Source organism: Adlercreutzia rubneri, from assembly GCF_009755265.1.
Lineage (GTDB): Bacteria > Actinomycetota > Coriobacteriia > Coriobacteriales > Eggerthellaceae > Adlercreutzia > Adlercreutzia rubneri.
Window position 1 is genome coordinate 137,185 of record NZ_WPOO01000001.1, and the last position, 19,225, is coordinate 156,409.

Below are 19,225 nucleotides of genomic sequence, written 5' to 3' on the forward strand. Positions count from 1 at the left end.
GTCTACCTCCAATCATGCTCCCACACCAGCAGGTTCAGCTTGTCCTCGCTCGACAGCGTGGTGTTCGTGAGATTTATCTGCGAGCGAGTGATGGTCCTGTTCACCAATTCGACCTTCGTCGAGTTCATCTGAGGGGTGATATAGGGGTTGTTGTGGCGGTAGCAGATGGCTCCTGTCAGGATATCAACGAGTTGCATGATCTGCACCTCGTCGGAACGGATTGGCTGGACGCGCCTCACTATCTCATGGCTGAAGTCGTGGGCGTTCGCGGCGCACACATCCTCGAGCCGACGGGCGTTCTCGCTCGAATGAGTGTCCTTGATGTCTATGTAGACGTAGTACCTCGCATCTCGGCGGAATATCGCCTTCAGAAGCACGAAGTACATCTTGTAATACCACTCATCGTGAGTCTGACCGTAGCGCGCGTGATCGAGCTTCTTCTTGTCCGGTATGACCACGCCACGGAAATGAAGATCGTCGTCGTCGAAGAAGTAGTCGAGAAAATCGACGTACAGAGATCGGTTTCCCGGGGCGGCCTTCGTCCACTTCACCTCGGCCTCTGGCTTTATGCGATGCTTCTTCTTGATCTCGATCAATCTTTGGTTGATCTCCCGCGTTTTCTGTTTCGGGCACCATATGGCCCCAAGTGCCATGGCATTGGATGAGCTGTGCTCCAAATGACAGCTCTCGTCGCAGTAGACGTTGAATTCAGATCCTGAGAAAATCCTGTTAAAATTTTGCGCTGAAATGTAGTTCGAACTGTGCTCCATTACTGGGTCCTCCTACTCCATCTCCCTCGGGGCCTGATACCAGGTGATCACGCCCGGGATCTCTAGGCTGTGCTCGCTGTCCCGCCTTATGATGATGTCCTCGTGGTCGGGGTTGTGGCTCTCCGGCGAGAGGATCATGGTGTTGGCCGTCATGCGCAGCCGGCGCACGATGTAGTCGCAGCCGTCCACCGACGCCATCACGATCGAGTTGTCGCGCGGCTGCTTCTTCCGCGACACTACCAGGTCGCTGCCGACGGAGAGCACCTTGTCCATGCAATCGCCTTCGCTGGACACCACGAAGCAGTCGGGATCCTCGTCCACGAGAAACTGCGGGATGCTCACCATGGTGGCCTCGTCGCACACGTCCGGCTGGGCGAGAACCCCCGCGTGCACCTTCCCCAGGCGCGGCGCTAGGCCCATGGCCATGCCTACGGCGGGACGGGCGTTAGATATTCCTGGAAAGTCTCCATACTCTTTTGCCGCTAGGCCGTAATTCTCGGAGAGAATATCGTCCTCGCTCAGATTGAAGTAATCGCATATGTTGCGCACGGCATCTTTGCGGGGGGTGGAGCCCTTGCGCCAGCCAGTAACCGCTCCGGGTGTCACGTCTGCTATTCGTGCCAGATGGTCTTGATTAATGTCGTATTTGACCAGTAATGCATCAATGTTTTCAGGGATACCCATATCGCCTCCTTCAATGAAACTCAATTTCTATGAGCATTTTACTACCAATTAAAAAAATCTCAATTATTTTTTTAGTTTTACTAAAGTTTGTGATAAATTGTGCTGACGAAAGGAAGCAAAAGATGCGACCTTATAGTTTAACGCTCGCAACAGTCCGTGACGCTTCGGGTATGAAGCTCGAAAAATCAAAGATACCTCAGGCGTGAAGGCTATTGCCACGTATGTTTCTTGTGAGGGCAAGCTGAGAGTTTTCTAGTTGTTGGAGATTGAAGCATCTACAATGCCATCGCTGAGCACGCGCGCATGCTGCTACGCGACACCGTGCATGAATTTAACCAATATGATTTAGAAAGATATAGCTCCGCTGGAAGGTGAATAAATGGGTCTGCAGGAAGTCAAAGATGGCAAGACCTTGCGCGAGGTGGTTGAGGTGGTATCGAAGGGATCAATATGCGGCCGACCGCAAATCCAGTTAAGTCGTTAGGTTGCAGGAACGTAATGTTTTAAAGCTGCGGTGGACGTACTGCGCACCGATTGCTGACCGCATGGTCAGACCTTGTATCGAGTGCTGTGAGTCTATAGGTGGGTTATCCTGGTTTTTGTCTTTGTCTCAGGTAGCTGGAAGGCAACGCTCCTGTAATGACTAGCAATGAATGGCATTCCTGATCAGAGATTAAGGTTGCCATATGAACCAACCGGAGAAAGCGAAGGCGACGTGGCAATTCACTGAGGCATGCAACAACTTATGACTACTTTCATAGAAATACAGCAGGAGTTTGGGAGATGCTGTCGGGCTAACGATGGCATGTCCTGTATATTTACTCGAACTTTAAATGATGGCACAAGAAAGATGATTGCTAATCGGCTCAACCAATATGCGGCACAGCTTGATTGGAATAGAGTTATCGGTCTCGTCGACGTATCAAAGAGGCACGATGCGACTGCGGGCATTCTAGTGTGCGACACAAAAGCTTATTTCTACGGCGGTCGCAATAAACCTCAGAAGGTCTGGTACGACGAGGTTAGTAGAATCGCGATATTGAGAACTGAGGAAGGATTCGACTACGGGGTAAAATTTGAGCTCGATAGCAACGCCGATTATTTGTGGAAATGCGACGTCGTAGACTGCGAGGCCATCACAAAGCTCATCAAAAGTATCAAGAGGATCAACCGTGCCGCGGCAGAGGAATACAGCCGAGTCAATCTGGAGTACGAGAACGAAGCTGCTGGAATAGAAGTAGGCGGCCTGACCGTCGGGAGCAGGGGCGTCGTCAATAAGGTGTACGACGAAGAGAGGTTCCATGCTCGGCAAGGCCACGGATTCGCCGCGGAAAGAGCAAACAATCTAGAGGACCGCCTGCATGGCAAGAAAGCTACCATCGAGGGCGATAACAACGTCAAGAACGGCCCTGATAGGGCGATCCACCAGCCGGACGGGGCAAAGGTTCTAATCCAATCGAAGTACTGCGCGACCGGAAGAACGAGCATAAACGGCTGCTTCGAGAACGGCGGCAGCGGCGAGTTCCGCTACTTCGACAGCAACGGAAAGCCCATGGTCATCGAGGTGGCCTCCGACACCATCGAAGATGCGCGCAAGGCGATGGCCGGCAAAATCGAAAACGGGCAGGTCAAAGGAGTCACGGATCCTGAGAAGGCCAAGGAGATAGTGCAGCCGGGACACTTCACCTACCAGCAAGCGAAGAACATCGCCAAAGCCGGGAACCTGGACTCCATCATCTATGACGCGAAGTCCGGAGCCGTCATCTCCCTCTCGGCCTTCGGGGTAAGCGCCTCCATAACCTTGGCCATTAGCATATGGAATGGCGAGGAGCCGACCGTTGCATTGAAGAACGCTGCATTCAGCGGAATCAAGATAGGCGGTACGACGCTGGTCACGACCGTCCTGGCAAGCCAGATCGCTAAGTCCAGCATCAGCGGCGCGATGACCCCCAGCTTTCAGGCGTTGGCGAAGACCCTGAGCCCCAAGGCCTACGCAGCGCTGGCGAACGCCTTCAGGAGCGGAACCACGCTTACGGGAGGGGCTGCGATCAACAGCGCCGCCAAATTGCTGAAGGGCAACGCTATCACGGCTGTGGTGACCACCGCGGTGCTGACGTCGTTCGACGTCAAGGACATAGTGCTCGGCAGGATCTCCGGGGCGCAGCTGGCGGTCAACTTCGCCAAGACGACCACAACGGTTGTCGGGGGCACGGCGGGATGGCTCGGCGGATCGACCGTGGGCACGATGGTGCTTCCCGGCGTCGGCACGGTCGTGGGCGGTCTTGTGGGTTCTCTGGTTGCTGGCGGTGGGCTTGGCGTGCTAATCGACAAGGCTACCGGCAAGTTCTTCGACTCAGATACCGACAAGATGATCAGGTTGATACAGGCAGCCTTCCGGGACGTAAGCGAGGAGTACCTCCTGAGCCAAGACGAGGCCGAGAAGATATCGGACAAGCTTGTGGCTAAGATTAACGAGAAGGCATTGAAGAAGATGCATTCAAGCAAGGACAGGTACTGGCATGCGAGAGGTATCATCGAGCCACTTGCGAACGAGCAGGTAAAAATACGCCCGCGCATCGCGGCGCCCAGCGAGGATTTAATGGAGGAAAGCATCGATTCCGTGGTCATGGACATCGCTTTGGAGTTGGGAGGTAGTGGTTTAGATGAGTGACGAGAAAGAAGTAGCACAAAAGCTCGAGGAGGCCTTGAGGCGCTACGGGGCTGACTACGGGTTCGTCGTTACCGACAAGTCCGTGAGGAAGCTGATTGACGGCAGTGCTTATGCAACCGTTGAGGTGAAGGACTGTACGCCGAAGAAGCTTGCCGAGGCATTCATGGAAGTCGGCAAGGTCATTGAACAGTCGGATGATGGGATGGAATGCGTGGCAGTAGTTGGTGCTGGTGTGGCCAACATGAACATCGCGTTGGTTGTGACAAAAATGGGCAAAGACAAGGTCGAGTTTGCGGCTACTGCAAATGAAGGACTAATTAAGCAAAATACTGCAAAACACGCGATTGATCGAGTCGAGAAACGCCTTTTATTGGTTAGTCCTCGCGAAGTGCGAGTTGCAGCTATTTCTAATTGGTGAGCATCTGCTACGTTTGAGTTTGAGTTTCGAGCAATATGAGCTGAAGTTTTCGCAGATGGCATGTTATGCCGCTCTGATTTTGTAACGCCGCCCTTACGTGGAAAAGTTGTGGAAGCGAAATAACCTCACCTGGGGTATCATTGTTCTCAATGTTCCCCTACCGAGGAGTTGGTCTTTCCATGAGCACAGAATCAATGACCACGACAGGGGCCGCCGTGCCCCAGGCCGCAGCGGACGGGGTGACCAACCCCAAGGGCATCGGCTTGTTTCGAATGGTCACCACGGTCATCACGCTCATCGTCGGCGCGGGCGTGTTCTCGCTGTCGGGCGATGCGGCGGCCGGCGGCGCGAGCGGCTGGGCGATACTGACCGCCTGGGGCATTTCCGCCATCGGCGTGTTCTGCCTCGTTATGACGTTCTTCGCGCTTTCCCGGGTTAAGCCCGACCTCAAGGGCGGCATCTACACCTACGCCGCCACGGGATTCGGCGACTTCCTCGGCTTCAACAGTGCCTGGGGCTACTGGATCTCGGCCCTTCTGTGCACGGTCAGCTTCTCGGCGCTTCTGTTCGGCGCGCTGTCGTACTTCTTCCCGATCTTCGGTAACGGCACGAACCTCTACGCCGTCATCGGAGCCTCCTGCATCATCTGGTTCTACGCCTTCCTTGTGAGCCGCGGCATCAGCGAGGTGACCCTCATCAACGCGGTCATCACCATCTCGAAGTTCGTGCCCCTGCTCATCGGCATCATCGCCATCATCTTCATCGGCGCCTTCAAGCCCGACATCTTCATCGCGAACCTCACCACTGGAGCCGACCCGTCGCTGGCCTTCGTCGACCAGGTACAGACGGCCATGATGGTGACCATCTGGGTGTTCATCGGCATCGAGGGTGCGGTGGCCATCTCCGGCCGCGCCAAGAAGGCGAAGGACGTGGGCAAGGCCACCATCATCGCGTTCATCTGCGTGCTGACGCTGTACCTGACGGTGTCCATCCTCTCCATGGGCGTCATGCCGCTCTCCGAGCTGGCCAACCTCGAGAATCCGGCTCTGGCCTACGTGATGCAGGCCGCCGTGGGCGATTGGGGCGCCGTGCTGATCAACTTTGCCGTGTCGCTCTCGCTCATCGGCGCCATGCTCGGCTATACGGTGCTCGCCAGCGAGTCACCCTTCGAGGCCGCCGAGGAGGGCGTGTTCATTAGGGCTTTCGCCAAGACCAACGACAAGGGCGCGCCAGTGGTCACCCTCGTCGTGACGAACATCATCATCGAGCTGTTCCTCATCACCTGGCTGTTCACCGATTCCACCTACCAGTTCTTCTATACGCTGTCCGCCGGTATGATCCTTCTGCCGTACCTGCTTTCGGCCGCCTACTTCGCGAAGGTGGCCTTCAAAGAGCCCGACGCGTTCAAGGGGCGTCTTAACGGCCCCATCCTGATGTGGCGCATCCTGGGCTGCGTGGGCGTCGTCTACAGCCTGTTTCTGTCCTGGGCCGCGGGCGTGCTCGGCGTCATCCTCATGTGCCTGCTGTACGTGCCCGGCATCCTCATGTACATCTGGGGCAAGAGGGAACGCGGCGAGAAGTACTTCCAGAGCACGCTGGACAAGGTGGTGCTTGTCATCATCGTCGCGGCGGCCTGTTTGTCCATTTTCCTGTTGGTGACGACGCCCGGCCTCGTGTAGCGGCGCTTCAACTGAGACGAGAAAGCGGCCCTGGAGCAATTCCGGGGCCGCTTTTTGCGTGGAAGGAATGGGTGGGAATTCACGGGCGAAAGGCGAGGAGGGGCAACGAATCTTTGGCCGTCAGGGCTGGTCCCCGTCGTGCGCGGCCCTAGTCGAGGTCGAGCGGCGTGGCGCTCTCCTCGCCGTAGAGGGCCAGGCACTCCTCGCTCACGACGAAGCGGGCCGCCTCGGGCAGCATGCGCACGGTGAACGGGGTCATGGTGCCGGTGACCTCGCCGTCGTACTGCACCGCCAGCGGCGGATCGGCGACGACGGTGCACTCCCGACAGCGGAACACCTCCATGGCGTCGGGGCGGCTCGGGAACTCGCCGGCACGGTCGAGCATGCAGCTCAAGATCGCGGGGATAAGCCCCACGGCGTCGTGGGTGTTCATGACCACGATGTCGAACATGCCGTCGCGCGGCAGGTTCTCGTGGACGAGCGAGATGTCGAACTGCAGCTTCGAGAAGTTGATGGCGAGCACCCCCACGCCCTGGGTCTCGACGGTCTTCCCGTCGATGGTGAGCGTGATGCGGGAGAACTGCGGCGCGAAGTTGGCGAAGGCCGCCGTGAAGTAGGCCATGGGGCCCAGAAGGCGCTTGGAGGGCTCCGCGCCCTCCATGATGGCGGCGTCGTAGCCGGCTCCCGCGATCATGGAGAATCCGAAGCGCTCGCCGTTGGAGAGCTCGATCTCCCCGATGTCGAAATCCATGAGGCGCTGCTCGCGCATGAGATGGGCGAGCGCGTGGGGCTCGGCCGGCGAGGCGAGATTCATGGCGAGCAGATTCGCGGTGCCGGCGGGGAAGGGGAGCAGCGGGATGCCGGTCTCGGCCAAAAGATAGGCTGCCGAGGCCACCGTGCCGTCGCCGCCGGCGGCCACCACGGCGTCGAAGTCCTCGGCGTCGCGCAGAAAGTCGGCGAGGTCGGTGTCGCCGTCGGTGCAGCGCACGCAAATCTCGTCGCCGTCGGAGGCGAAGGCGCGCATGAAATCGTAAATGGCCCCGTCGCGGAAGCCGGAGGCCAGGTTGTTCACGATGAGGAGTTTCACATAATTCCTTTCCCTTGCTATTATGGGATGGTACTACAACCTCATCCCATACAGACAAGGACCGTCGTGGAATACATTGCAAGCCAAGAAAACCTGGAGGCCTTCGTGCGGCGCGCCGCTTCCTCGTCGGTCTTGGCCATCGATACCGAGTTTCTGCGCGAGAAGACCTATTACGCGAACCTCTGTCTCATCCAGTTGGCCACGGATACGGTAGTGGCCGTCGTGGATCCCTTCGCCATCGAGGATTTGAAGGTGCTCGCCCCGCTGCTCTCCGACCCCTCCATCGTGAAGCTCTTCCACGCCGGCGGCCAGGATCTGGAGATCCTCTACCGCGAGCTGGGCGTGCTGCCCGCGCCCCTGTTCGACACCCAGGTGGCGGCCACGCTTCTGGGGCACACCCAGCAGATCGGCTACGGGCCTTTGGTGCACAGCCTGTGCGGCGTGAACCTGAAGAAGAGCGACTCGTTCACCGACTGGTCGCGTCGGCCGCTTTCCGCCTCTCAGCTGGAATATGCTGCCGACGACGTGATCTATCTGCCGAAGATGTACCGCATTATGGTGGAGAAGTTGGAATCGAAGGGGCGCCTGCACTGGCTCGACAACGACTTCGCCGCCATGAGCGATCCGGCGAACTACGAGAGCGACCCGTCCGAGCGCTACAAGCGCCTCAAGCGCGTGGGGCAGCTTACGCGCCGGCAGCTCTCGGCGGCTCGGGAGGTGGCGTGCTGGCGCGAGGTGACGGCTCAGGAGCGCGATATGCCGCGCAAGTGGGTGCTCACCGACGAGCAGATCGTCGAGGCCTGCCGTCGCGAGTCCCGCACCATCGACGACCTGTTCCTGATCCGCGGCGTGCGCGAGAAGCTGAACACTCGGGACGCCCGGGCTGTGGCCACCGTGCTCGTCCGGGGTCTCGATGCCGCGCCCGATACGTGGCCCGAGCTGGACAAGTCGCCGAAGAGCGAGCGCAACGTCGATGCCGAGCTCGATCTCATGGAGGCGCTCGTGCGGCTGCGCGCCAAGGAGAACGACATCGCCATGCAGACGCTGGCCTCCCGGTCGGAGCTCGCCCGCGTCGCCCGGGGCTACACCGCCGACGTCGATGTGCTGCGCGGCTGGCGCCGCGCTATGGTGGGCGACGAGCTGCTGGAGCTTCTCGCCGGCCGGCTCGCCCTATCGCTCGGCCCCGAAGGACTCGTGGTGACGCCGCGTTCCTGAGGCGGTTACGTATCTTTCACGCTTTCGGCGCCTCCCGGGCGACCGGGGCGCTCCCATGCCTATAATTGACTGCCAAAAATGCAAGGCATACGCAAGGAGAACCCTATGATTTCCAGCAGTTACCTTATGCTCATCGTCGCGACGCTCGTCATCGGCATGGGCGCTCAATGGTACGTGAACCACAAGCTGAAGACCTACTCCCATGTGGCGAACTCCACGGGGCTGACCGGCGCCGAGGCGGCGCGCCAGATGCTTTCCTATTACGGCATCTCGAATGTGCAGGTCTTCCGCGGGGGCCCGGGTCAGGACTACTTCGATCCGCGCAGCAACTCGGTGACGCTCTCGCCCGAGGCCTTCGATGGGCGCACCATCACCGCCACGGCGACGGCCTGCCACGAGGTGGGCCATGCCTGCCAGTACGCCCAGGACTACACGCCCATGAAGATCCGCGGGGCCATCGTGCCGGCGGTGAACCTGGCCTCGAACGCCTGGATCTTTCTGCTCATGGCCGGCATCGTCTTAAACATCGCCGGGCTTACCACGGCGGCCATCATCATGTACGCCGTGGTGGTGCTCTTCCAGCTGGTCACGCTGCCCGTCGAGTTCAACGCCTCCCAGCGCGCCATGGCCTACATGGGCCAGATTGGCCTGCCCGCCCAGGAGCGCAAGGGCGCCTTCGACGTGCTGCGCGCCTGCGCCTTCACCTATCTGGCCGCGGCCCTCACCTCCATCCTGCAGCTTCTGTGGCTGCTCGGCCAGCGCCAGGAGTAAACGGAGCCTGCTGTGGCGGTGGAAGAGCGCGAGACGACAACGGAAGAGGAGGCCGCCCCGGCCCTGTCGGTGTCGGCGGCCATGGGCCTGGCCAAGAATGCCCTGGAAGAGGTCGTGGTGCGCCTGGTGGGCGAGGTCTCCGAGGTGAACGACAAGCCCGGCTACAAGGCCGTGTACTTCACCGTGAAGGACGAGAAGGCCTCGCTTCCGTGCATGATGTGGATGAACCGCTACCAGGCCTCGGGTGTGGCGCTTTCCGTCGGCGCTTTGGTGGAGCTCACGGGGCGTTTCTCCCTGTACGCGGCCAAGGGGCGCATGAACTTCGACGTGTTCTCGGTGTCGTTGGCCGGCGAAGGGCAGCTGCGGCTGCAGGTGGCCAACTTGGCGCGGGAGCTCGAGGCCATGGGGCTGATGGATCCGGCCCGCAAGCGTCCTTTGCCCGCCTATCCCGAGACCATAGGGCTCGTCACCTCGCCGCGCGGCGCGGCCGTCCACGATGTGCTGCGAACCCTGCGCAGGCGCTATCCTCTGGCCCGCATCCTGTTCGCCGGCGTTCCCGTGGAGGGCCCCGGGGCGGCCGACGGGCTCGTGGACGGTCTGGCCAAGGTGGTCTTTGCCGGCGCTGAGGTGGTGCTCCTCGTGCGCGGCGGCGGTTCCTTCGAGGATCTCATGCCCTTCAACGATCGTCGGCTGGCGCGCACCATTGCCGCCTGTCCCGTGCCCGTGGTGACGGGCATCGGGCATGAGCCGGACACCTCCATCGCCGACATGGTGGCCGACGTGCGGGCCTCGACCCCAACGGCGGCCGCCGAGGCCGTGGCGCCGGCCCAGAGCGAGATCGCCGCTCGCATCCAGGGGCTCGGCGCCGCCATGGGCCATGCCGAGGGGCGCCGGCTGGACGGGCTGTCGCTTGCAGTGGAGCGCCTGGCGTCCCTGCCGTTGTTCCGCGAGCCGACGCGCCTGTTCGACGCCGAGGCGCTGGCCTTAGACGATCTGTCCGATCGGCTCGGCCGGGCGCTGCCGGCGGCGCTTACCGAGGATCGCCATCGACTGGGCCTCATCGGCGAGGCTTTGGGACGCATGCTGCCCGGGCTGCTCTCGGCGCCCCGCGCGGCAGTGGGCGCGTCCGCGGGTCGGCTCGGCTATTTGGGCGAGCACTTCGGCGAGCGTCCGCGACAGCGTCTCGAGGGGGCTCGCGGCCGACTTGAGCGCGCCGGCGCGGCGATGACCGACCCCTATCGCGCGTCGGTGGCCGTGAGCGCGGCGCGCCTGCACGATCTGTCGCCTCTGGCCATCATCGGCCGCGGCTACGCCATGGCGAAGGGGGAGGACGGACGAGTAGTGAGCTCGGTGGACGCCGTGGCGCGGGGGGATCGCCTCGTGGTGGCCCTCTCCGACGGCGAGCTGGACTGCACGGTGAACGACGTCCGCCGCATCCACAGCGCTGTTGAGGTCTGGGACTGACGATACGCGCAGCGACGAGTGATACACGCAACGATGAGAAAGGAAGCGCCATGAGCGATGCCGCGAACCTTGACGAGAAGAAGCCGGTGGAAGAGCTGACCTTCCGCGAGGCTTTAAGCGAGCTTGAGTCCATCGTCTCCGTGCTGGAGAGCAACACGTTGGAGCTGGAGGAGTCCCTCGCCGCCTACGAGCGCGGCGTCGTGCTCTTAGGTTCGCTGCAGAAGCGCTTGGGCGCCGCCGAGCAGCAGGTGGAGGTGCTCATGGGCGAGCTGGTCGCCGCCCCCGACGACGAGACCCAGGACACGACCCTCTCCTAGAACGGTGACGCCACAGATTCCGTAGGAGCCGACCTTGGTCTGCAAGTAGATTCCGTAGGGGCTGACCTTGGTCAGCCCTTCTCAAGTGAGGTTAACCTGCTTGACGAGGGGCGACCAAGGTCGCCCCCTACGGAAATCTTCCCGACTACGGTCGACACTACGGGGCAGGCCATGGAAAAGGGTGACGGGGTGTCAATCGGTGAGCGGCGCTCCGCTTGCCGATAAGGACGCGAGCAGGTGCGACGCGCCCTTATCGCACTTCTAAAATAGGGGAAACTATTGATTAGGAGGTAAGTCATTGAACGTCCTCGTCCTCAACGCCGGTTCTTCCTCTCTGAAGTACCAGCTCATCAATGTTGAAACCCATGAAGTGCTCGCCAAGGGCATCTGCGAGCGTGTCGGTTCCGCCGAGGCCTTCCACAAGCACGGCATCGACGAGAATGAGGTGGTCATCGACACGCCCATGCCCGATCACAACGCCGCCATGGCCCTCGTGTTGGAGGCGCTGACGAGCGGCCCCACCAAGGCCATCGACTCTTTGGACGACATCGACGCCGTGGGGCACCGCGTAGTGCAGGGCGGCAAGTACTTCGATCGCTCCGTGCTCATCGATGACGATGTCGTCGCCAAGATCGACGAACTGGCAGAGCTCGCTCCTCTGCACAACAAGGCCGCGCTCATGGGCATCGAGGCCTGCCGCGAGCAGATGCCCGGCAAGCCCATGGTGGCCGTCTTCGACACCTCGTTCTTCCAGACCATTCCGCCGAAGGCCTACATGTACCCGTTGCCCTACGAGCTGTACGAGAAGCACGCCATCCGCAAGTACGGCGCCCACGGCACCTCGCATCGCTACATTGCCGAGCGCGCGGCCGCCTTCATGGACGAGCCCTTGGAGGATCTGAAGCTCATCACCTGCCATCTGGGCAACGGCTGCTCCATCTCCGCCATCGACCACGGCGTGGCCGTTGACACCTCCATGGGTCTCACGCCTCTCGATGGCCTTATGATGGGCACCCGCTGCGGCGCCATCGACCCGGCCATCGTCCCCTTCATCATGGAGAAGGAGAACCTCACGGCGGCCGAGGTGAACGACCTCATGAACAAGAAGAGCGGGCTTTTGGGCATCTCTGGCATCTCCAACGACCTGCGCAGCGTGCGCCAGGCCTCCGAGGAGGGCGACGAGCGCGCCCAGCTCGCCTACGACATGTACTCGAACTCCGCGAAGAAATACATCGGCCAGTACATCGCCGTCATGGGCGGCGTCGATGCCATCGTGCTCACGGCCGGCGTGGGCGAGAACTGCGACAAGATGCGCCGCATGATCTTCGCGGGTCTGCAGCCGCTCGGCATCAAGATCGACTTGGAGAAGAACCGAGCCGGTCTGCGCGGCGAGCGCGAGATCTCCACGGACGATTCCGAGGTGCGCATCGTCATCATCCCCACCGATGAGGAGTACATGATCGCCCGCGACACCTATCAGCTGGTGAAGGAGGGTACGCTCGAGATCACGGAGCTGGTCTAGGCACCTGAGGCTCAGATATAAGCTAGCCCCGGATTGACGGTTGTTCTATCAACATCGTCGATCCGGGGCTTCTTTTCTTCCAAATTAGGCCGTTTTGGGAAAATGTCAGCCCCGAATCGACGGTTCTGATGAAACAACCGTCGATTCGGGGCTAGAAAACGAAATCGAGGCCCGCTTTGAGCCTCGATTTCGTGGGGAGGGGTGCGGGGCGCTTGATGGTGCCCCTATCGCATCAGGCGAGCTACTTCACCTGGGCGAGTGCGTTGTTCACGGCGTCCTTCAGGGCCGTGGAGGAAACGGTAGCGCCGGCAACGGCGTCGACCTCGGTGGACTGGGCCTCGATGATCCGGGCCGGCAGGGCCTCGAGAGCCAAGCTGCCCACACCGGCGGTCTCCTGCTGCTGCACGATGTCGATGGCGGCGATCTTGTCGCCCTCCATCTTCACCTTCACGGCAAGCTCGTTGCCCATGCACAGGGTGGAGGTGCCGAGATACTCGTTCTCGCCGAGCTTTGCGGAAGCGGCCGGATCGGGATCGACCTCGTGGCTGCCGCTGCCCTGGGTATAGACGATCTCGGAGGCCACGCCCATGGGGAGCACCGGCAGCGGATCCTTCTCGGCCGCCGCGCCCACGCCGGCCAGCTGGCCGAAGATGAGGCACTCGGCCATGTTGCCGCCGCCGTTGTACTGGTACGGGGTCATGCCGCCGAACTCGCCGGCGGAGTAGAGGTGCGGAATGGGCTCGCCGTCGGTGCCCACGACTTCGGCGCGGGCGTTGCGGCGGGCGCCGCCCTGGGTGTTCAGGAAGGCCTGGATCATCTCGATGGCGTAGAAGGGGCCCTCGCCGAAGGCGCGCATGGTCTCGGCGGCGCGGAAGAAGGCCGGGTCGTAGCCATCGTTGGCCATCTTATTGAAGTCGGTCACGGTCTGCTCCAGCTTGCCGGCCGGGATGCCGAGCGCGGCCTCAAGCTCCGCGATGGTGGCGGCGGAGACGACCTGATCCTCAAAGCCGGCCGGGATGCCGTGGTACTCGGCAATGGCCTCGTTCTGGGCGGCGTCCCACACCATGTAGGTGTTGCGCGGGCGCTTCACGTTCACCCAGTCGCCGTTGCTCGGCACGTGTCCGTGGCGGTTGTACACGTCCTCGCGCAGGTAACGCTCGCCGCCGTTGCCCACGACGATGACGCTGCCGGAGAGGTTGCGCAGGTCGTTGAACGTCTTGGCGTGCTGATCCTCGTTCACCACGAAGGAGATGCCGCCGAGCGCGAAGCAGTTGCCCTCATAGGCCTCCATGTGCCACAGATCGGCGCCGACGCCCATGGCCATCTTCACGCCGTCGCCGGTGTTGAACAGGGTGCCGGCCGGCGTGCTCTTGGTGAGGCCCAGGAAGTCCTCGACCATCTGCTTGTTGTTCTCGAAGCCGCCCATGGTCATGACGACGCCGTTCTTGGCGCGGATGTTCACGGTCTCGCCGGCCTTGTCGATCTCCACGCCGATGACGGCGCGGCTGACCGGATCCTGGAAGAGCTTCGTGGCCGGGGACATGTACCACACGTCGATGTTGTCGCTCATGGACATGACCTTGTTGCGGTAGGTCTTCCACAGAGCGGAGTTGCACACGTTGTCGCTCACGGTCAGCACGTGCAGGGCATCGCCACCCTCGAGCTCGGGATACTCGGGGACGAACATGGCGATCATCGGCTGGGCGGAGGAGTCCTCCTTCCAATCGAGGAAGTTCTCCTCGGGGACGCCGAAGAAGTCGCGCAGCATGGTCTTCGTCTGGGTGAGGCCCTCGGCGTAGGCGTCCATGAGCTCGTCGTCGACGGCGAAATCGCCGGCCATGGCCTTGTTGTAGGCGAGCATGGCCTCCTTGTCGTCGGAGTTCAGGATGATCTGGCCGCAGAAGCGCGTGTTGCCGCCCTCCATGCCCTGAGGGGCCTTATCGATGAGCAACACCTTCGCGCCGGCGTCGGCGGCGTAGCAGGCGGACACGGCACCGGCACCGCCGAAGCCGATGACGACGACGTCGTACTCGCCGTCCCAAGCGATGGTGTCGGCGAAGGTGGTTCCCCCGTTGCCCGTGTTGGCCATGGCCTTATCGGCCGGGGTCTGCGGCGCGCAGCCGGCAAGGCCGAGGCCGGCGACGGCGGCCATGCCGACACCAGCGCTGGTGATGAACTGTCGGCGGGTGTATTTTCCCATTTTCCACTCCCTTGTGGTCGGTGTCTTCGCGCCGGGTTGATGTCTGGCGAAGACGTCGCGTGACGCATTCGCTCCGGCGCTCCGGGGATCGCGGTGTCCCCGATCACACTGGTCACTTTAGCGTCGGCGCTGAGGTTAGCGTGAGAGATAACCTGTAGGTTAGCGGTGGTGGAACTTGCTAACCCACCTTGCTAACCCACCTTTCTGGAAATGAGGAAAGGTTGCCATTTTTGCTGCTGGCGCTCATCTGCTATTTGTGGTTTCATGGGGGATAGCAAAAAAGAGGAGGGGTAAGCGATGAAACGTCTGTGGAATACGATCGCGGGGCTGCGCCTCGGGTTCGAGGAGCATTTCAGGGGCGCTGGATCCATTAGCTTGTTCGTGGGCCTGGCCTGCAACTTGGCCTTCGTGGGTCAGGTGTACTTCTGGCCGTCTATGTGGCACACTACGGCGTTTATGTTCTCCTATACTGATGCCTCCTATGTCGCCGAGCTCCTCTGCGCGCTTATGCTTGGTTGGAGGTTGCGACGGGGGGGACGGCTCGTCGTGGGCAGTCGATTGCTTTGGGTTCTGGCCCTGCTCGTGCAGGCGACCTTGGTGCTGTACTGCGCGCTGTTCGGGGCGGGCATCCACGTGCCCGAGCCTGTCAACTGGGTTTGCGGCGCTATCTTCGGCGTCTATCTGCCCGTGGCCATGACCTCGTGGTTCGCCGTGCATATCGATCGGCGCTCCTTTTCGGTGATTTGGAATATCGTGCTGGCGGGCGTGTTCGCCTCCTTCGTCATCTGGGTGTTCTCGGGCCTGGAGGCGGTGAAGCTGTGCGTGTGCATGGGAGTGCTCATGTTCGTGGGGACGTTCGTGCTCTCTCGCAAGCTGCGCTCGGAGCAGGCCAAGGAGGAAGACGACGCGGCTGTGCCCGCGGCTGTGCCCGCGGCCGTGCCGGCGGATGCCTTCCGCTACCCGGCCTCGGCGACGTTTCTGTTCAGCTTCTCCTTCATCACGGCCATCGCCTTTGCCGGTATCGGGGGCGACAGCGCTTCTTATGCTTCGGGGGATTTCTTCGCTCCGATGCTGCTCATCTGCGCCGTGGTGCTCTTGGCAAATGCGGCGGTCCTCCCGCTGACGACCATCGCTGTGCCCGCTATCATCGTGGCCGTCATAGCCGCCTCCTATCTTCACCTCGAGCCTGCGCTTTCCTTTGATCTGGCGGCGCTTGGCATGTTCCTTTTCCTCGCCTATGCCGTCGTGCTCCTGTGCGCCAGCGCGCAGGAGCACGACGGCACACTCTTGCGGCCTTCACGGGCCTTATGGTGGCCTTCGCCGCCGGATGCCTCGTCGGCCGCCTGGGCATGGCGCTCTGCTTCGCGCTCGTCGAGCAATTCGCGTCGAACATCATGGTTCTGCTGTCTATTCTGGCTGCCAACGCCGCCATGATCATCCTCGTGAGACGGGGCGTCACGCCGATTCGTTCGGCGGAGCTTTTCGAGGGCGAGCAGGCGACGGGAGATCTCGATGCGGCCCGTCGCGCCAAAGTGGATCGCGTGGCCGCCGCCTGCGGTTTGGGCGAGCGCGAGAAGGAGGTGCTCACGCTGCTCTTAGAGGGGTGCTCGGCCAGCGAGGTGGCCTCTGCCATGGTCGTGGCCAACGGCACGGCGAAGTCGCACATCCGCCACGTCTACAAGAAGCTCGGCGTCCACAGCCGCGACGAACTCTTCGAGAAACTCGGCATCGAGAGAGAAGAGAAAAAAGGGTAGAGAGGAGAAATCCGCCCAATCCCAGAAGAGCAGGGCGCGAGGTGGCCGAGGGGGTGCCGCGCGCAGTTCATTGAAGTGCATAGAAAAATGAGACGACCCGCGTCGAGCCCTGCACTTCAATGTTGTCTGAGCACGACACCCCCTCGGCCACCTCGCGCCCGGAGGGATGGAAAGGCAAGAAGGAGCGCTATTTCCCCTGCGCCTGCACGGCGGTGATGGCCACCACGCCCACGATGTCGTCGGCCGAGCAGCCGCGCGACAGGTCGTTCACCGGGGCGGCGATACCCTGCAGGATGGGGCCGAGCGCCTCGGCCTTCGCCAAGCGCTGCACCAGCTTGTAGCCGATGTTGCCCGCATCGATGTCCGGGAACACGAGTACGTTGGCGCGACCCGCGACAGGAGAGGCCGGCGCCTTCGCCGCGCCGATCTCGGGAACGATGGCGGCGTCCAGCTGCAGCTCGCCGTCTACCGCGAGTTCGGGCACGAGCTCCTTCACCTTGGCCGTCGCGCGCACCACCTTGTCGGAATCGTCGTTTTTGGCCGAGCCGTAGGAGGAATGCGACAGCATGGCGATGACCGGCTCGGCATCGGCGAACAGCGACCGCCACGCCGCCTCGGCGTTGATGGCGATCTGGGCCAGGCGATCGGCGTCGGGCTGCACTTCCAGGCCGCAGTCGGAGAAGATGAAGGTGCCGTGGTGGCCCAAGTCGCAGTCGGGCACGTTCATGACGAAGAACGAGCTCACCATCTGCGCGCCAGGAGCGGTCTTCAGGATCTGCAGGGCCGGGCGCAGCACGTCGCCGGTGGAGTGGCAGGCGCCCGAGACGAGGCCGTCCGCTTCGCCCATCTTCACCATCATCATGCCGAAGTACAGCTCGTTGTCCATAAGCTCGAGGGCTTGCTCGAGCGTCATGCCCTTCGCCGCGCGCAGCTCGGCCAGCTTCTCGGCATAGGGCTCGCGCAGCTCGGAGGTGCGGAAGTCGACGATGCGGGCGCCCTCCAAGTTGCAGCCGGCAGCGGTGATGTCGTCGGCGTCGCCCAAGACGATGAGGTCGGCGATGCCCTCGGCGAGAATCGCCTCGGCGGCCTTGAGGGTGCGGATGTCGTTGCCCTCGGGAAGCACGATGGTCTTCTTGTCGGCCTTCGCGCGGGCGATCATGGAATCGAGGAACTGGCTCACGGGAACGTCCTTTCTCACGGGTATCCTGCCCTCATGATAGAGCACGGGCCGTCGCCCCGCACGGCGCGACCGTGCGGCAGGTTCATTTATTCGGTTTGTATGGGGTTTGGAGGCCATCGGATGCGGGCTGGGTACAATATCCTCCGAACGACGCCGCCCGAGCGCCGGCGCCCCATTCGCATCAACGAGTACGAGGGAGAGAACCCGTTATGGCCGTTAATTACGCCGATTTCCGCGATATCGCCATCGAAGACTACGACGCCGTCGTTGTCGGCTCCGGTTTTGCCGGGGCTGTCAGTGCCCGGCAGCTTGCCGAAGAGGGCGGTCTTCGCGTGCTCGTCATCGAGAAGCGCGCGCACATCGCCGGCAACATGTACGACGAGTACGACGAGGCCGGGGTGCTCGTGCACCGCTACGGGCCGCACATCTTCCATACCAACGACCAGCGCGCCTACGACTATCTTGCCCGCTTCACCGAGTGGTCGAGCTACCAGCACCGGGTGCTTGCCGATTGGTATGGCACCTACATGCCCGTGCCCTTCAACAAGAACTCCATGGAAATTGCCTTCGGCGACGAGAAGGCGGCCCGGCTCATCGAGAAGCTCGTCGACACCTTCGGCGACGAGCGCAAGGTCACCATCAACGAGCTGCGCGCCCAGGAGGATCCGGAGCTTCAGGAGGTGGCGGACTTCGTCTACCAGAACGTGTTCCTCTACTATACCCAGAAGCAATGGGGCCTCACTCCCGAGGAAGTGGATCCCTCGGTGACCGCGCGCGTGCCCGTGTTCATCTCCCGGGACAACCGCTACTTCCAGGACGCCTTCCAGGGGATGCCGATCGATGGCTACACGCGCCTGTTCGAGAACCTGCTCGGCCACGAGAAGATCACCGTCTGCCTGGGCACCGAGGCGGAAAGCGTCTTCGATCTCGTCTTCGCCGGCCGCGAGGAAGACGCCCCCTTGGAGGCCATTCATATCAAGGGCGCGTCCTTCGAGGGACCCATCGTCTACACCGGCCCCCTCGACGAGCTGTTCTTGGGACGCTTCGGGCGCTTGCCCTACCGCTCCCTCGATTTTGTCTACGAGACCTTCGACGAGACCTACCATTTGCCCTGCGGCACCGTGAACTACACGGTGACCGAGGACTACACCCGCATCACCGAATTCAAGTGGCTCACGGAGCAGACCGGCGACAAGACCACCATCATGCGCGAGTACTCCCGGGCCTACGAGGATCCGGCGACCCAGATTCCCTACTACGCCATCATCAACGATGACAACGACGCGCTCTACGCGCGCTACCGCCGCCTGACCGACGCGCTGCCGAACTTCCATCCGCTGGGGCGTCTGGCCGAGTACCGCTATTTCAACATGGACAAGGTGGTCGCCGACGCCCTGGCCGCATCCGAGAAGATCCTGACGGAGACGGCCGACGCCTAGGACGCCGCGCGAGGTGGAACGCCCGCGCACCGAGACCCCGACGAAGGAGGCGCT

The 19,225-nt window shown here is 61.8% G+C and carries 16 protein-coding genes; 11 read left to right on the plus strand and 5 right to left on the minus strand.

Annotation, left to right across the window (positions count from 1 at the left end):
* Window positions 1-2: 2 nt before the first annotated feature.
* Complete coding sequence (locus tag GO707_RS00615; RefSeq protein WP_114539109.1) at window positions 3-770, minus strand: DUF3800 domain-containing protein; 768 nt, start codon at window positions 768-770, stop codon at window positions 3-5.
* Window positions 771-782: 12 nt separating this feature from the next.
* Window positions 783-1,454: a helix-turn-helix domain-containing protein gene (locus GO707_RS00620; protein ID WP_114548385.1), complete on the minus strand. Its 672-nt coding sequence runs from the start codon at window positions 1,452-1,454 to the stop codon at window positions 783-785.
* Window positions 1,455-2,304: 850 nt separating this feature from the next.
* Between GO707_RS00620 and GO707_RS00625 the strand changes: the two genes are divergently transcribed.
* The 3 genes from GO707_RS00625 to GO707_RS00635 all read left to right on the plus strand — a co-directional run bounded on the left by GO707_RS00625 (window position 2,305) and on the right by GO707_RS00635 (window position 6,222).
* The gene (locus GO707_RS00625; protein ID WP_114548384.1) at window positions 2,305-4,125 is read left to right on the plus strand and encodes a hypothetical protein; all 1,821 of its coding nucleotides are present in this window, start codon (window positions 2,305-2,307) and stop codon (window positions 4,123-4,125) included.
* Window positions 4,118-4,543, plus strand: a complete 426-nt coding sequence (locus GO707_RS00630) for a hypothetical protein (protein ID WP_114539106.1) — start codon at window positions 4,118-4,120, stop codon at window positions 4,541-4,543. Before GO707_RS00625 ends, GO707_RS00630 begins: the two co-directional genes overlap by 8 nt.
* A gap of 194 nt (window positions 4,544-4,737) precedes the next feature.
* Complete coding sequence (locus tag GO707_RS00635; protein ID WP_114539105.1) at window positions 4,738-6,222, plus strand: basic amino acid/polyamine antiporter; 1,485 nt, start codon at window positions 4,738-4,740, stop codon at window positions 6,220-6,222.
* Between the two features lie 148 nt (window positions 6,223-6,370).
* Here the strand turns inward: GO707_RS00635 and GO707_RS00640 are convergent, their stop codons facing one another.
* Window positions 6,371-7,309, minus strand: coding sequence for a diacylglycerol/lipid kinase family protein (locus GO707_RS00640; RefSeq protein ID WP_227069500.1), 939 nt, complete (start codon window positions 7,307-7,309; stop codon window positions 6,371-6,373).
* A gap of 66 nt (window positions 7,310-7,375) precedes the next feature.
* Between GO707_RS00640 and rnd the strand changes: the two genes are divergently transcribed.
* The 5 genes from rnd to GO707_RS00665 all read left to right on the plus strand — a co-directional run bounded on the left by rnd (window position 7,376) and on the right by GO707_RS00665 (window position 12,598).
* Window positions 7,376-8,524, plus strand: coding sequence for a ribonuclease D (gene rnd, locus GO707_RS00645; protein ID WP_227069501.1), 1,149 nt, complete (start codon window positions 7,376-7,378; stop codon window positions 8,522-8,524).
* A gap of 105 nt (window positions 8,525-8,629) precedes the next feature.
* Window positions 8,630-9,295, plus strand: a complete 666-nt coding sequence (locus tag GO707_RS00650; RefSeq protein WP_022739852.1) for a zinc metallopeptidase — start codon at window positions 8,630-8,632, stop codon at window positions 9,293-9,295.
* Between the two features lie 12 nt (window positions 9,296-9,307).
* Window positions 9,308-10,759 carry an exodeoxyribonuclease VII large subunit gene (gene xseA, locus GO707_RS00655; protein WP_227069502.1) on the plus strand — a complete coding sequence of 484 codons (1,452 nt, stop codon included), beginning with the start codon at window positions 9,308-9,310 and terminating at the stop codon, window positions 10,757-10,759.
* 50 nt (window positions 10,760-10,809) lie between these two features.
* Window positions 10,810-11,076 (plus strand): exodeoxyribonuclease VII small subunit, encoded by a 267-nt coding sequence (xseB, locus tag GO707_RS00660; protein WP_022739854.1) that lies wholly within the window; start codon window positions 10,810-10,812, stop codon window positions 11,074-11,076.
* 298 nt (window positions 11,077-11,374) lie between these two features.
* Window positions 11,375-12,598: an acetate/propionate family kinase gene (locus GO707_RS00665; RefSeq protein ID WP_114548381.1), complete on the plus strand. Its 1,224-nt coding sequence runs from the start codon at window positions 11,375-11,377 to the stop codon at window positions 12,596-12,598.
* A gap of 241 nt (window positions 12,599-12,839) precedes the next feature.
* On the opposite strand, the gene GO707_RS00670 is transcribed toward GO707_RS00665, so the two are convergent.
* On the minus strand, window positions 12,840-14,798 hold the full coding sequence (locus tag GO707_RS00670; protein ID WP_157011559.1) for an FAD-binding protein: 1,959 nt from the start codon (window positions 14,796-14,798) through the stop codon (window positions 12,840-12,842).
* Between the two features lie 297 nt (window positions 14,799-15,095).
* Here GO707_RS00670 and GO707_RS11975 point away from each other — a divergent pair, with 297 nt between their 5' ends.
* Together GO707_RS11975 and GO707_RS00675 are read left to right on the plus strand one after the other, a co-directional pair.
* Entirely contained in the window at window positions 15,096-16,232 is a 1,137-nt protein-coding gene (locus tag GO707_RS11975) for a hypothetical protein (protein ID WP_173113085.1), read from the plus strand.
* The gene (locus tag GO707_RS00675; RefSeq protein WP_173113082.1) at window positions 16,193-16,552 is read left to right on the plus strand and encodes a response regulator transcription factor; all 360 of its coding nucleotides are present in this window, start codon (window positions 16,193-16,195) and stop codon (window positions 16,550-16,552) included. The genes GO707_RS11975 and GO707_RS00675 overlap by 40 nt, the downstream gene beginning before the upstream one ends.
* A gap of 187 nt (window positions 16,553-16,739) precedes the next feature.
* Here the strand turns inward: GO707_RS00675 and pta are convergent, their stop codons facing one another.
* The gene (gene pta / locus GO707_RS00680; protein ID WP_197746015.1) at window positions 16,740-17,732 is read right to left on the minus strand and encodes a phosphate acetyltransferase; all 993 of its coding nucleotides are present in this window, start codon (window positions 17,730-17,732) and stop codon (window positions 16,740-16,742) included.
* Window positions 17,733-17,941: 209 nt separating this feature from the next.
* On the opposite strand from pta, the gene glf reads away from it, so the two are divergent.
* A complete protein-coding gene (gene glf / locus GO707_RS00685) occupies window positions 17,942-19,171 on the plus strand; it encodes a UDP-galactopyranose mutase (protein WP_114539098.1) in 1,230 nt (409 codons plus the stop codon).
* Window positions 19,172-19,225 lie beyond the last annotated feature (54 nt).